Annotated in this window: 12 protein-coding genes; 4 read left to right on the top strand and 8 right to left on the bottom strand. The window is 63.7% G+C overall.

What is annotated here, in order from left to right; translation table 11 throughout:
• Nucleotides 1-41 precede the first annotated feature (41 nt).
• The 4 genes from J7I12_RS04735 (at nt 42) to J7I12_RS04720 (ending at nt 4,808) form a co-directional block, all read left to right on the top strand.
• On the top strand, nt 42-1,886 hold the full coding sequence (locus J7I12_RS04735; RefSeq protein WP_498794066.1) for an ATP-binding cassette domain-containing protein: 1,845 nt from the start codon (nt 42-44) through the stop codon (nt 1,884-1,886).
• A gap of 46 nt (nt 1,887-1,932) precedes the next feature.
• The gene (locus J7I12_RS04730) at nt 1,933-3,054 is read left to right on the top strand and encodes an ABC transporter permease (RefSeq protein WP_130957821.1); all 1,122 of its coding nucleotides are present in this window, start codon (nt 1,933-1,935) and stop codon (nt 3,052-3,054) included.
• 1 nt (nt 3,055) lies between these two features.
• Entirely contained in the window at nt 3,056-4,198 is a 1,143-nt protein-coding gene (locus J7I12_RS04725) for an ABC transporter permease (RefSeq protein ID WP_118229775.1), read from the top strand.
• Between the two features lie 139 nt (nt 4,199-4,337).
• A complete protein-coding gene (locus J7I12_RS04720; protein WP_130957822.1) occupies nt 4,338-4,808 on the top strand; it encodes a hypothetical protein in 471 nt (156 codons plus the stop codon).
• Between the two features lie 293 nt (nt 4,809-5,101).
• On the opposite strand, the gene J7I12_RS04715 is transcribed toward J7I12_RS04720, so the two are convergent.
• The 8 genes from J7I12_RS04715 to carA form a co-directional block, all read right to left on the bottom strand.
• Nucleotides 5,102-5,848 (bottom strand): outer membrane protein, encoded by a 747-nt coding sequence (locus J7I12_RS04715; RefSeq protein ID WP_130957823.1) that lies wholly within the window; start codon nt 5,846-5,848, stop codon nt 5,102-5,104.
• Between the two features lie 169 nt (nt 5,849-6,017).
• On the bottom strand, nt 6,018-6,695 hold the full coding sequence (locus J7I12_RS04710) for an outer membrane protein (protein ID WP_118229773.1): 678 nt from the start codon (nt 6,693-6,695) through the stop codon (nt 6,018-6,020).
• Between the two features lie 401 nt (nt 6,696-7,096).
• Nucleotides 7,097-8,380: an OmpP1/FadL family transporter gene (locus tag J7I12_RS04705; protein WP_118229772.1), complete on the bottom strand. Its 1,284-nt coding sequence runs from the start codon at nt 8,378-8,380 to the stop codon at nt 7,097-7,099.
• Between the two features lie 81 nt (nt 8,381-8,461).
• Nucleotides 8,462-10,819 (bottom strand): replication restart helicase PriA, encoded by a 2,358-nt coding sequence (priA, locus tag J7I12_RS04700; RefSeq protein ID WP_130957824.1) that lies wholly within the window; start codon nt 10,817-10,819, stop codon nt 8,462-8,464.
• A gap of 82 nt (nt 10,820-10,901) precedes the next feature.
• Complete coding sequence (gene galU, locus J7I12_RS04695) at nt 10,902-11,774, bottom strand: UTP--glucose-1-phosphate uridylyltransferase GalU (protein WP_118229869.1); 873 nt, start codon at nt 11,772-11,774, stop codon at nt 10,902-10,904.
• Nucleotides 11,775-12,084: 310 nt separating this feature from the next.
• Nucleotides 12,085-12,327: a YMGG-like glycine zipper-containing protein gene (locus tag J7I12_RS04690; RefSeq protein WP_118229770.1), complete on the bottom strand. Its 243-nt coding sequence runs from the start codon at nt 12,325-12,327 to the stop codon at nt 12,085-12,087.
• Nucleotides 12,328-12,357: 30 nt separating this feature from the next.
• On the bottom strand, nt 12,358-12,783 hold the full coding sequence (locus tag J7I12_RS04685; protein ID WP_118229769.1) for a hypothetical protein: 426 nt from the start codon (nt 12,781-12,783) through the stop codon (nt 12,358-12,360).
• A 102-nt stretch (nt 12,784-12,885) separates the two neighbouring features.
• Nucleotides 12,886-14,016: a glutamine-hydrolyzing carbamoyl-phosphate synthase small subunit gene (gene carA, locus J7I12_RS04680; protein WP_118229768.1), complete on the bottom strand. Its 1,131-nt coding sequence runs from the start codon at nt 14,014-14,016 to the stop codon at nt 12,886-12,888.

Below are 14,016 nucleotides of genomic sequence, written 5' to 3'. Positions count from 1 at the left end.
GCCCGGAACCCCCCGTTGACGCGTCCCCTAATGCGAAGGGCGTGGCAGACGCCACTGGCCCCACTGCCGCGGCGGGCGCAGTCTCTCCCTCCACTGTTTTTGCCGTGCGCCTGGAGGGCCTGACCATGCGCTTTGGTCGTGGTCGGCAGGCCGTGACGGCCCTTGACCGCATCAACGCCGTGGCGCCCGCCGGGCGCATTACGGGCCTGGTGGGGCCGGACGCGGCGGGCAAGACCACCCTTATGCGCATTCTGGCCGGGCTCATGCCGCCCACTGCCGGCAGCGTGCGCATCTTCGGGCAGGAGCCGCAGACCCTGTTGCGGGCGCAGCCCAACAGCATCGGCTACATGCCCCAGCGTTTCGGCCTGTATGAGGATATTTCCGTTCTGGCCAATTTGCGGCTGCACGCCAGCCTGCGCGGCCTGACCGGAGCAGCGCGGGAGGCGCTTTTTGCCCGGCTGCTGGACTTTACCGCCCTTGCCCCGTTTACGGAGCGGCTGGCCGGGCGGCTTTCCGGCGGCATGAAGCAGAAGCTGGGCATTGCCTGCGCCTTGCTGGGCGCGCCCCGCCTGCTTTTGCTGGACGAACCCGGCGTGGGCGTGGACCCCCAGTCCCGCCGGGAGCTCTGGCGTATGGTGCAGGATTTGAGCCGCGACGGCATGACCGTAGTCTGGTCCACGGCCTATCTGGACGAGGCCGCGCGCTGCCCCACCGTCATCATGCTGGACCGTGGCGGCGTGCTCTATGCCGGGCCGCCGGAGGAACTCACCGCCAGGACTGTCGGCCGGGTTTTTCTGCTCCGGACGCCGCCGGGGCTGCACCGCACGGCCTTGGCGCAATGGAGCATGCGTCCGGGCGTGGAAGACGCGCTGATTCAGGGCGCCCGTCTGCGTCTGGTGTTGGCCGCTGACGCGCCTCCGGCCCTGCGTGAGGAAGTGCTGGCCCAGGGCGGCGAGCCCGCGCCCCCGCGCCTGGAGGACGCCTACATGAGCGCTCTGGGCGGCATCAGCCAGCAACCTTCGCCTTACGCCCGGCCGTCGGCCGCGACGGCGGAAGGCCCCGCGGCCCCCACTGGCGGCGCGCGTGCCGCGGGGACGCCGCAAGACCACAGCGTCGGGACCGCAGGGGCGGCCGCCGCGCCGCGCATCGCCGCCCGCCGTCTGACCAAGCGCTTCGGCAGCTTTGTGGCCGCGCGGGACATTACCTTTGACGTACGCGCGGGCGAAATTTTTGGCCTGCTGGGTCCCAACGGCGCGGGCAAATCTACCACCTTCCGCATGCTCTGCGGCCTGTCGCGGCCCACCTCCGGGGACTGCGCCGTGGACGGCGTGGACCTGCTCACCGCCGGCAGCGCGGCGCGTTCGCGGCTGGGCTACATGGCCCAGAAGTTTTCGCTGTATCCGGACATACCCGTGGCGGAAAACATCAAAATTTTTGCCGAGCTCTACGGTCTGGACCGAGAGCGCCGCAAGGCCCTGTTGCCCGTGCTGGCCCGCGCCCTGGAGCTGGAGGACTATCTGCACAGCCGCACGGGCGCTTTGCCCTTGGGGCAGAAGCAGCGGCTGGCCCTGCTTTGCGCTACCCTGCACCAGCCCCCGGTGCTCTTTCTGGACGAACCCACTTCCGGCGTGGACGCGCGCACCCGCCGCGATTTCTGGAAGCATATCACGGCCATGACCGCCGCCGGAGCCTCGGTGCTGGTGACCACCCACTTCATGGAGGAGGCCGAATACTGTGACCGCATTGCCCTTATCTACAGGGGGGCCATGATCAGCATGGGCACGCCGGACGCGCTTAAGGCCGCCTGCCCCGGCCTGCAGGACCCGACCCTGGAGGAGGCCTTTATCGCCAGTATTGAGCGTTACGACAAGGAGCACCCCCAATAAAGGGCGGCGCGGCCGCGCGCGGGCTGCGGAACTGACGGTGGAAAGGATGAAAAAATCTTTGTGGATACAGCAGCTTATGGCCCTGGTGGGCAAGGAATTTCAGCAGATAGTGCGGGATCCTTCCTCCTATCTGGTGGCCGGGGTGCTGCCTTTCATCTTTCTGCTTTTGTTCGGCTACGGCATCACCCTGGACGCGGGCGTGCTGCGTCTGGCCGTGCTGGACCAGAGCGGCGGCCGCCACGCCCTCAGCCTGGCGGCGGATTTTGCCCATTCCCCCTGGTTTGCCACCCGCCCGGTGGGGGATATGGACACGGCTGCGGAGTACATGCGCGATTCTGTAGTGCAGGGCGTGCTGGTTATCCGCCAGGATTTCGACGCCGTCCTGGAGCGCGGCGGCACTGGGGTGCTGCAGGTGCTGGTGGACGGCACGGAGCCCAACACGGCCCAATACATCCAGAGCTACAGTCAGGGCCTGATCACAGCCTGGCAGGCCGCAACCCTGGGCAGCGGCGCGGCCGCACCCGTCAGCCTGGAGCCGCGCTTCTGGTACAATCCGGCGGCCAAGAGCGTGCAGTTTCTGGTGCCGGGGGCCATTACGGTGATCATGACCCTCATCGGCACCCTGCTGACCTCCCTGGTTTTTGCCCGCGAGTGGGAGCGCGGCACCATGGAGGCCATGTTCGCCACGCCCGTAAGCCGCATGCAGCTTTTGCTGGGCAAGCTCATTCCCTATTTCTGCATGGGCATGTTCAGCATGGCCCTCTGCGCCGTGGCGGCGGTGACCCTGTTTGCTGTGCCCTTTCGCGGTTCCGTAGCGGCGCTGCTGCTGCTGTCTTCCGTCTTCATGTGCAGTGCCCTGGGCCAGGGGCTGTTCATTTCCGTCACCTTGCGCGGGCAGCTGGTGGCCGCCGAGGCCGGGCTGTTTTCCGGCTTCCTGCCAGCGCTGCTGCTCTCCGGCTTTGTGTTTGACATCAGCAGCATGCCCCTGGCCCTGCGCGTTCTTACCCGGCTTCTGCCCGTCAGCTACTTCAACACCTGTCTGCGCACGCTCTTCCTGACCGGAGACGTGTGGGCCGTGTTTCTGCCCAGTCTGGCCTTTATGGGGCTGCTGGCCGTTGTGCTGTTGGGGCTGGTCTACAAAAATCTGGTCAAGCGCCTGGACGTGTGAGATGGCCGTCTTTTCCCTTCCCCGGCTCAACTGGCGGCGCATGCTCACCATTGTGCGCAAGGAACTGCTGGTGCTGTTTTGCAACCGGGTTTCCCGCACCCTGATCATTGTGCCGCCCCTGCTGCAGATCGTGGCCTTTGGCTGGGCCGCCACCCTGGAAGTGCGCAATGTGGACGTGGCCGTGCTGAACCAGGACAACGGCCGCTGGAGCCGGGAAATCGTCCGCCGCATTCAGGGCTCGCCCACCTTCCGCAGTGTGAGCTTTCTGGAAGGGGAGGCGCACATCCGCCCGGTCATGGAGCAGCAGCGGGCCCTGTTCATCCTGGTCTTTGACCAGGAGTTTTCCCGCCGCATTGAAAGGGGCGAACCGGCCACGGTGCAGGCCATCCTGGACGGCCGCCGCTCCAACGCCGCGCAGATCGCCGCCTACTACCTGGAGCGGCTGCTGCGCCCCGTGGCCCTGGATACGCCCCTGGGCCAGGAAGCCCGCAAAGCCGCAGCCCCGGACCTGGACGTGCGCGTGCGCTGCTGGTTCAACCCTAACCTGGAGTTCCAGTGGTTTTTTCTGCCCAACCTCATCGGCATGCTGAGTTTTATGCTGGGGCTGGTGGTTACGGGACTTTCCGTGGCGCGGGAGCGGGAGGTGGGCACCTTTGACCAACTGCTGGTTTCGCCCGCCACCGCCACGGAAATCGCCCTGGCCAAACTGGTGCCCGGTTGCCTGGTGGGGCTGGCCCACGGCACCATTTTCCTGATCATTTCCGTGTTTGGCTTTGGCGTGCCTTTTACCGGCTCCCTGGTGCTGCTGTACCTGGGCATGCTGGCCTTTGCCGTGGCCTCCGGCGGTATGGGGCTGATGGTTTCCTCCCTTTCGGCCACGCAACAGCAGGCTTTTCTGGGGGCCTTTACCGTGGGCGTGCCCTGTATTCTTATTTCCGGCGCGGTTACGCCCATCAACAATATGCCCGTATTTCTGCAGTACGCCAGCCAGATCAACCCCATGCGTCACTTTACCGCCATTGTGCAAGGGGTGTTTCTGAAGGATATTACCGTGCTGGCCGCCATGACGCATCTGGGCAAGATCATTCTTATCAGCGCCGTGGCTGTGGCCGTAGCTGTGCGTATGTTCAAACGGCGAACATAGAGCCATGCGCATTATTTTGCGCTGCCACGGCTTTTGTCTGGTCCTGAATAATCCCTGGGGCTGTGGCGCAACAGCTGTGCAACCCTTTTGTTGTCTGTACTACAATGCGCCCGCCGGACGTCGGGCTCTGGAGAAGAAGATGTGGCGAAAACTGTTCTGCAGTCTGGTTCTGACCGTAGTGTTGCCCCTGGCCGCCTGGGCCGCCCCCCTGACCACCCCCTACTACAGTCTGGATCTGCCCCCCGACTGGGTGGTGGTCAGCGGGCCGGTCAAGCTGCAGGACGCGGTGCAGGTTTTGTTGGGACAAAAGGACCACAAGGCTTCGGCCCTGATTATTGCAGGGCCCGCTCAACCCGGCGAAGCCGAGCAGGCCGCCCGCGCCAATGCCCAACGCCTGGGCGGCGGCAAACCTGTACTTCGGGCCAGCGGTCAATGGGAATTTGCCTTTACGCAGGAAGGCGTCACAGGGCTGGGCCTGGCCAGGGAAGACCCTGCCGCCGGGCTTCTGCTCCTGCTGGTGGTCAGCGGGGACCTGCCCCGTGCGGATTTTGTCTATCGTATGCGCGGGCCTCACAAGACTCTGCTGCCCGTCAAGCCGGCAAAGCCCTGAGCTGTGGGGGCGCGTTTTTTTGAAGAGGGATAGTCGTTACAGAAATGCTGATGCGCATGACTCCCTTACCCCAAAGCTGATTTTGGAGCCAAGGAAGAAAAGCGCAAAAATGGCTGCGGCTACAGAAACAGGCGCACCCCGGCCGGTATGGCAAGGCCGCAGGGCGGGGCCTTTGCGGCAGGAAGGTTGCGCCGCCGGCCGGGGTACTTTTTCTTGGTCAGGACGGCCCGGTGCGGCCCCCATGCTGCAGAGCGATGCTGCGGACCGCACCGGAGTGATTTCCGGATGTGCGGCTAGAAGGTGTACCGCAGGCCCAGGCTGAATTCGTTGGCGTAGGGCGCCATGCCGATTTTTTCTTTACTGCCCAAAAGGTTTTTTTCTGTTTCGCTGTAGCTCAGACCCACAAAACGGTAGGCCAGGTCGGCGGAGAAGTTTTCGTTGAAGGCGTAGGAGCAGCCCGCCCCGGCGTTCCAGGCGAACACGGTGTGGGTCTCGCTAAAGCTGTCGCTGATGCTAGCCGTCTGCCCGTGAGCTGACGCCGCAACCTCAAGCTCGTACTTGGTGCGCAAAAAACCCAGGCCGATGCCGCCGCCGATATAGGGGGTGAAGGCCGTGTCGTTGTGGAAGTCCCAGTAGGCATTAAGGAACAGGGTCTGCAGGTTCCATTCGCCCTTCAGACTGGCGTCGGCTGTATCGGCTCCCTTGCTTTTTGCAAAACTATTCACCGCAACCTTGGCGGTGTCGTTCAGATCCCAGGTGGTGGTGCTGTTGGTGCGGATGGCGTACTCAATTTCCGTACGCACGGGCACCTGGTTCTGCGGGTAAAAATCATAACCCACATAAATGCCGCCGCCCACGGTGTTCTGGGTATAGTTGTCCACATCGAAGACACTGGAAATTCCTGAACTTTTGGATACAGAGCCCGTGCTCTGGATGGAATCCAGGAATTTCAGCCCCACATACACGCCGTTGGTTTCCGCCAGGGCCGGGCTGGCCAGGGCCACCATCAGGCCCGCCACAAGAAGCATCCTCTTGAGCATCTTTCTTCCTCCTTTGCTGGAACAGGGTATGAAAAAACACGCTTAGTATATAATCAATAATATATATGTCAATAAAAAACGTTAGTTCTCCCGCAGTCCCTGCGCTGGGGCACAAAAAAGCCCCGGCAAGAACCGGGGCTAAGCAAGAGGCGCTTGTGCCGTATGCGGTTTAAAACGCGAAGCGCAGGCCCACCATAAATTCGTTGTTGTAGGGACGGTTGCCGATTTCGTACTTACGGCCGTTGGAAGTGGCGCTCACTTCGTTGTAGCCCAGGCCCACAAAGCGGTAGGAAGCATCGACGGCGAAGTTTTCATTGAAATTGTAGGCCACGCCCGCGCCCACATTCCAGGCGAAGTTGGTGAAGCGGTCGTCGGCGGAAAACTTGTTGCCGTTGTTGTCGGTGAAATCATAGCCCACGTAGTTGAAGGCCATACCCAGACCGGCGCCCACATAGGGGGTGAAGGCCGTGTCGTTGTGGAAATCCCAGAACAGGTTGGCAAAGAGGGTGGAGCTGTTCCAGGTGCCCTTCACCTCGTTGATGTACTGGCCGCCGTCGCTCCAGGTCTTTTCATTGTTGCCGCGCAGGGCGAATTCAATTTCCGCGCGCAGGGGCAGCATCTGCTGGGGCCAGAAGTCATAGCCCAGGGCAAAAGCGCCGCCCAGGGTGAACTGGCTGTAGCTGTCCACGCCAGAGCCGGCCAGGGCGTCTGTGCGCTCCGTGTTGCCGGTGCTCTGGATGCTCATAAGAAATTTGGGAGCCAGATACATGCCCGTACCTTCAGCAGCGGCCATGCCCGGCAGGGCCAGGGTCAATACAAGCGCCAGTGCGGCGATAATGCGTTTCATGACAGTCCTCCTGTGTGCTAACCCTTATAAATGTCAAGGGCAGCTTTAACTTTGGCCTAACCACTAGAAAATGTCAATAGCTTTTCTATAGTTCGTGGTGCGGCCCGGCGCAGCGCCGCTCCAGGCGTCCGTTCGGCGGCGCAGGTAAAGGCCCGCCCCAGGGGTTGCGTAAGCAGACGCCAGCCACGCAGGTTACGCGCAATGCGTGTGCGCGGGTACGCGCCGGAACGCGCGTGTCGCAGACTTTGAGCAGGCATATCCTCAAAAGGAAGCTGCCTAGAGCAGTTAGCGAATGAAATGAGCTAACTGCTCTGCAAGGATTTTCTTGAAAATCCTTGCCACGAAATGCGAGAAGGCAGGCTTTTGCCCGCCGTAAGCGAGCATTTCAAGTGTTAAATGCTCTAGAAGGCATACGCCAGTGAAACCATATAGACATTGGCCGCAACATTTTTGGATTGCCCCCCGCTGATGCCGGAAAGCTGGTTGCGAATGCCGCTTGCATCGGTGCGGTCGTAGTCCGTACTGTTGATCCAGAAGTGGGCGTAGGCCAGATCCAGGGTCCAGTTGTTCCAGGCAAAGCCCGTGCCCAGGCTGAGCATCTGGCGGCCGTTGACGGGCATGATGTAGTCTGCGTGGTCTTCGTTGAGCACCGGCGTTTCGTAGGCAAAACCGGCCCGCAGGGTCCACCAGTCCAGGGGGCGGTATTCCACGCTGGCGTTGAAGTTCCAGCCGTCCCGCCATTCCTTGTTGTTGACGGAGCTGTACCCGTTGTCCATGTAGATATTCAGGGCGTTGTAGGTGGACCAGCGCGTCCACACCGCGCCCACCTCAAAGCTCAGATTGTCCAGGGGCTTGTAGGCAATGCCCAGGGCGGCGGAGTCGGGCAGCTGTAAGGTCGTGTTGGCCGAGCAATCCCTGGCGGCGGGCAGGTGCTGGCCCATTTTGACAAGCATGTTCTGGTCATGGCGGCCAAATTCCACATCGCCGTCCAGGCGCATGGTCACCTGGCTTTTGTAGCTCAGGCCCACAGACCACTGGTCGCTGAGGCGCATGTGCAGGCCGAACTGCGCGCCCATGCCCCAGCCGGTGCCTTCCAGCTGCATGTCGTTGTCATACTTTTCGAGGGTGGGGGTAACTGTGGGGATTTTGTTGCCCATGTACATGTGGGCGTACATGGCTTCCACCCCGGCGGAAACGGAAAACACGTCGTTGAGCTTTACGGCCAGGGTAGGCACAAAGGAAAAGGTCTGCACGCCCACGTCGTACACACTGTAGCGGCCGTCCCAGTTGCCGGAAAAGCTGTTGCCCAGGCCGAAGCGTGAAAAGGCCGCCAGCCCCAGCCAGACCCGGTCGTTAAGCTGCTGGGTCAGGTAGGCGTGGGGGGCGGTCCAGATGGCCGGCTTGGTAAAGGTGGTGTGCCGGCTGCCGTCCTGCATGTCGGCTTCAATGCTGCCGTACGGCGCAATAAAGGCAAAGCCGCCCATGACCTGGGTGCCGGGCAACTGGGTGATGCCCGCCGCATTGTAGGCCAGGGCCGAAGGGTCGTTGGCCCGCCCCACCATGCCGCCAGCCAAGGAAACGCCCCTGGCGCTCCATTCGTTAAGGGCAAAGCCCTCTGCCAACACCCCGGACGCGCAGCACAACACCAGCGCCAGGCCCAAAACACACGCGCGCAGACCCCGCATCACTCCTCCAGTACCCTAGAAAGTGCCAAGAAATGCACCGACAGCGGCAGCCCCGCCGACAGCACGAAATACGAAGGAGTTTCACAACATATTTACGGGATCAAGGTCAAGAAAAAGTCGCAGGTGCGCGGCTGCTTTTTGTTGCCGCGCGAAAAAAAAGACCTGACGCAGCGCTTGCCAGTCCTGCGCTTTCAGCAGGCAGGAGAAGCGCTTGCGTCCGCGCAGCAGGGCCAGGGGCGCGGGTGCGGGGCCCAGCATCTGCACGCCCAGTTCCCTGGCCCTGCCGCGCATGGCGGCGGCCACGGCATTCAGGGCCTGGGGGCCCTCTTGCGCCTCCCTGGCAAAGGAAATGCGCACCAGAGCCAGACGTACAAAGGGCGGGTAGCGCCGCAGCCGTCGGCGGGCCAGCTCTTCCGCATAAAAGCCTTCGTAATCCGCCGTGCGCACAAACTGCCAGCAGTAGTGGCTTACGTCGCGGGTCTGGATGAGCACGCGGCCGGGTTTTTCTCCCCGGCCGGCCCGCCCGGCGGACTGCACCAGCAGCTGAAAGGTGCGCTCTGCCGCGCGGTAGTCGGGCAGGTTCAGGCCCAGGTCGGCGTCGGCCACCACCACCAGGGTCACCTGCGGAAAGTGGTGCCCCTTGGAAAGCATTTGCGTGCCCACCAGGATGGGCGCTTCCTGCCGGGCGAAGGCGGCGAGGATTTCTTCCATGCGGCCGGGACGGCGGGTGCTGTCCCGATCCAGACGCAGTACGGGCCCGCCCGCCAGTACGCCCAGGCGTTCCGCCAGGCGTTCCGTGCCCTCGCCCAAGGGCAGATAGTCCGTGCCGCCGCAGTGGGGGCAGGGCGTGGGAAAGGGCAGACTATAGCCGCAGTAATGGCAGACCAGGCGCTCCAGCCCCTTGTGGTAGGTCAGGCCGATTTCGCACTGCGGGCAGCGCAGCACGCGGCTGCAGTCCAGACAGTACATGAGGGGCGCGTAGCCCCGGCGGTTGAGCAGCACCACGGCCTGTTCCCCCCGGGCCAGGGTGGCGCGCAGGGCCTCTTCGCTGGCCGGGGCCAAGGGGCTTTGGCCGGCTGCGGGGGCAAGGCTGCCGATATCCACCAGGTCCACAGGGGGCAGATCCCTGCCGCCCACGCGCCGGGGCAGGCGCAGCAAAGGCAGACGCCCTGTTTCCGCCGCGTAAAAAGTTTTGAGGTCCGGCGTGGCCGAGCCCAGCACCAGCAGACCGCGGTTCTGCGCCGCGCGGAACCAGGCTACCTCCTTGGCCTGGTAAGCCAGGCTTTCTTCCTGCTTAAAGGAGCCGTCGTGTTCTTCGTCCAGCACAATGCAGCCCAGCCGGGGCACGGGCAGAAACAGGGCCGAGCGCGTGCCCACCACCAGGCAGGGATCCTTGCGTTCGGCCAGCTGGCGGAAGGTGGCCTCCCGCCGCGTTGGGGTCTGGTAGCCGTGGTGGAAGTAGAGGGGCGCTCCTGGCAGGGCGCAGGCCGCGTCCCGCCGCAGCTTGTGGGCCAGGGCCACCTCCGGAGCCAGCAGCAGCAGACTTTTGCCGGCAGCCAGGCAGGCCTTGGCCAGCTCCAGATACACGGCCGTCTTGCCGCTGCCTGTTACGCCGAACAGCAGGCGTGAAGCCGGGGCCTCCGCGCGCAGGGCCGACAGCAGGTTGTCGAGGGCGGCGGTCTGGTCCGCATTGAGGCTGAACGGGGCCGGAGGCGGCGGCAGCAGGGACTGTTCCAGGGCGTCCGTGGGGTCTTCGGCCTCCTCTCGCTCCAGCGCCACATGCCCGGCCTCAATGAGGCTGCGCAGGGCCGGGGCGGCCTGCTGGCCCAGGTTGCGGAGCAGTTGTCGGCGGCACACGGCGCCGTGGGCGTGCAGGTATTCCAGCACGGCGATCTGGCGGGAGGCGGCGGGGCGCACGGGCCAGGGCGGGTCCACGCGCAGCAGGCAGAGTTCTTCGCTGGCCGCGTCCGTGCCCGGCGGCAGCAGGCGGGCCGCGTTGGAAAGCAGGGCCTGGGCCAGCTCTGCCCTGGTTTCCTGGTCTGCCGCACGCAGGCGCGCCAGAGGCCAGACCGCTGCCCGGCCTTGGTGCAGGCAGTGCAGGCGCACGCCCGTCTTGCGCAGGCCCAGGGGCAGCACATGCCCCAGAATACTGCCGGGCGTTAGCCCTTGCCGACGGGCCAGGTCCTGGGCCAGGGCCAGCAAATCCGGCGCGAGCAGCGGGGCGGGCTCCAGAGGCCAGCACAGGTCTTTGCAGACAACGCCCGGCGGCAGGTCGATCTGCGCGCTGGTTTCCAGCAGCACGGCGGCCCGTAGGGCGCCCCGGCCCAGGGGCGCGGCCACGCGCAGGCCCGGCTTCCAGAATTCCACGGGAAATTCCGTCGGCAGGCTGTAGCTCAGACTGGCGTAGGGCGGGCTCAACAGGGCGACGGTGGCGTACATGCGGCACTCTTGACGGTAAAACGCGAACCCCTCCGCGGGCGCGGCCTGCGGAGGGGCAAAAAAGGCGCGGGGCGCGATGGTATCAGTGGAACTGCACGATCTTGCGCAGTTTGTCCAGCAGTTCGTAGCGCAGTTCCTCATCCTGCAGGGCAAAGTAGATATTGGCCGTGAGAAATTCGGCCCAGTCGCCGGCGTCAAAACGCATGCCGGTCATGCGCACGGCCATCATACCTCTTTCCTGGGCCATAGCCTGCAGGGCGTCGGTAAGCTGTATTTCGCCGCCGTGGCCGGGCGTGACTTTTTCCAGATAGTCAAAAATATCCGGCGTAAGCACGTAGCGGCCCACAATAGCCAGGCGCGAGGGCGCGTCCTCGCGCCGGGGCTTTTCCACCATGCTTTTGATGCGGTAGACGCCTGGGGTCACTTCTTCGCCGTCAATGATGCCGTAGCGGCTGACTTTTTCCCACGGCACTTCCATGACGCCAATGACGGGCATGTTTTCCGCCAGGGCCACTTCTTTGAGCTGACCGATGCCCGGCACGCCGCCGAACATGAGGTCGTCGCCCACCATGATGGCAAAGGGGTCGTCCCGCACCAGCTCACGCGCGCAGAGTACGGCATGGCCCAGGCCCAGCTGTTTTTTCTGGCGCACGGACATGATGTTGACCATTTCCGCCACGCGGCGCACTTCGGCCAGCTTGTCCAGCTTGCCGGCCCGCTGCAGCACGGCTTCCAGCTGCAGGTTGTAGTCGAAATGGTCCTCGATGACGCTTTTATCCCGGTTGGTCACAAAGATGACGTCTTCAATGGCTGCCCGCTGAGCCTCCTCCACCACATACTGGATGACGGGCTTGTTATAGATGGGCAGCATTTCTTTGGGAATATTCTTGGTAGCGGGCAGGGAGCGCGTGCCCCATCCGGCCACGGGGATGACGACCTTGCGAATATCCTTCATGTCTGCCTCCAGGTTGGGGGGATTGCTTTCCATAATCATGGGCCAAAAAAGATTGTTGGGCAAGCGCCCCCCACCCGTAAAACGCCCGTGGGGACGCCCGAACGCACGCCTGCCGCAAGGGTGGGCGGCGTTGGGCTGCGCGCGCAATGCCGTAATATTTGCCGACTGTTGCAGCAGGTGTGCCCGCAAGGGCGGGCTGCGCCGATAAAATCGGGCACGGCCAAAGCGCTGTGCCGGGAACAAAAAAGGCCGCCCCGCTTGCGGGCGGCCCTGTATGGGCGGGGCAGCCCCGCCCGTAGTTGACAAAGTTTTACCAGCTTTTGTTCTTGCTTTGCTCGTGGCCGATGATGCCGCCGGCCAGCGCGCCCACGCCTGCGCCGGTAAGCGCGCCCCAACCGGCCGAGCCGCCGGCTATGGCGGCCACGCCCGCGCCGCCCAAAGCGCCCAGGGCTGCGCCGCTGGCTACGCCCTGCTGGGTTTTGCTCATGTTGGTGCAGCCCAGACCGCTGGCTACCAGCGCGGCCAGAAGGCCAATCATCAGGAATTTTTTCATAACTGTCTCCTTGCGCCTTGCGCAGCCTGCTTATTGCGCGGCCAGACGCGGCGCGATGAGTTCGTACCAGATCACGTCCATGACCGGGCGGTCAAGGTGCTGCGGATTGGCGGCGTACCACTTGTCCACTTCGGCCGCCACCTCGGCACGGCTCATGCCCTTGAAGGCTTTCATCCAGCCCTTTTCAAAAGGGGAGAGGGTGTAGACCGGGCGTTTGCCCGCCTTGGCGGCTTTTTCGGTCAGTTTTGCATTGACGAAGTATTCCACGGTAATAGCAGTTTCCACCCCGAAGAGGAAGGAGGCTTTTTCAGATTCTTCGGTGCGCTGCCAGACAGTCCCGGTGAATTGCTCTACGGGGTTGTCGCGCGTGGTGTGCGGCCCTTCAGCAGCCAGGGACGGGACGCAGGGCGTCGCCAGGGCCAAGGCCAGGGTCAGACTCAACAGTGTCTTTTTCACACGAAGCTCCTTTGGGGTTGGGGTCATGGCGGACAAGCCGTCGCATCCACTTCACCATAGCCGCAAGCGTCACGGAGAATCAAGTCCCGCGGCGGCAGGGCCTCAGCTGTTGACTGCCGTGGCGATCATATCCTTAAACCGGGCAAAAAGGTAGCGCCCGTCGTGGGGGCCGGCCGCGGCTTCAGGGTGAAACTGCACGCTCATGACGGGCAGCCGGGTATGACGCAGACCTTCCAGGGTATTGTCATTGAGGTTGATATGCGTGGCCTCCACGTCGGGCGCGTCGTCCAGCACCACATGGAAGCCGTGGTTCTGCGAGGAGATTTCAATGCGCCCGGTGGTCAGGTCTTTGACGGGGTGGTTGCAGCCGTGGTGGCCGAACTTGAGTTTGTGTGTGGTGCCGCCCAGGGCATGGCCGATGAGCTGGTGCCCCAGGCAGATGCCCGTGACCGGGAACATGTCAATGAGTTCGCGCACCAGGGCAATGGCGTCGGTAAGGGTGGCCGGGTCGCCGGGGCCGTTGGAGAGAAACACGCCCTGAGCTCCGCTGGCTTTGGCCCGCGCGGCGCTGAAATTGGGCGGTACGGCCAGGGGTTCGAAACCCGCCGCGCAGAGGCAGCGCAGGATGTTCCACTTGATGCCGTAGTCATAGACCAGCAGGGGCAGGCCCGTGCCGCGCCAGGCGTAGGCGCCGTTTTCGTCCAGGGCGACTTCCTGGGGGGCGTTGTCGATCCAGGCGTAGGGCTTTTGGGCGGCCACAAAGGGCACCAGGTTGCGGCCCTGCATGGTGGGCAGGGCGCGGGCGCGCTCTTGCAGCACGCGGCGGTCCTGCTCTTTGGTAGAGATAATGCCGCGCATGGCCCCGTGCAGGCGCAGGTGGCGGGTCAGAGCGCGGGTATCCAGCCCTTCCATGCCGGGGGTTTCATAGCGCTGCAGAAAGGCGGGCAGGCTCATGTGGGACCGCCAGCTGGAAGGCTGCTTGCAGCATTCCTTGACCAGAAAGGCGGCGCAGTGCACCCGCGCGGATTCCATATCTTCACGGCAGATGCCGTAGTTGCCCACAAGCGGGTAGGTCATGCAGACCATCTGCCCGTAGTAGGAGGGGTCGGTGAGGACCTCCTGATAGCCGGTCATGCCCGTGGTGAAGATGACTTCGCCGCCGGTTTCGAACTCTCCGGTAAAGGACTTGCCTTCCAACGTAAAACCGTCTTCCAGCACCAGCAATGCTTTCAT

Origin of the sequence: Desulfovibrio diazotrophicus (genome assembly GCF_902498985.2) — a bacterium.
In the GTDB taxonomy this organism is placed as follows: Bacteria; Desulfobacterota; Desulfovibrionia; order Desulfovibrionales; family Desulfovibrionaceae; genus Desulfovibrio; species Desulfovibrio legallii.
The sequence above is the reverse complement of the archived record's forward strand: the minus strand, read 5'-3'. Positions and strand labels throughout refer to the sequence as shown.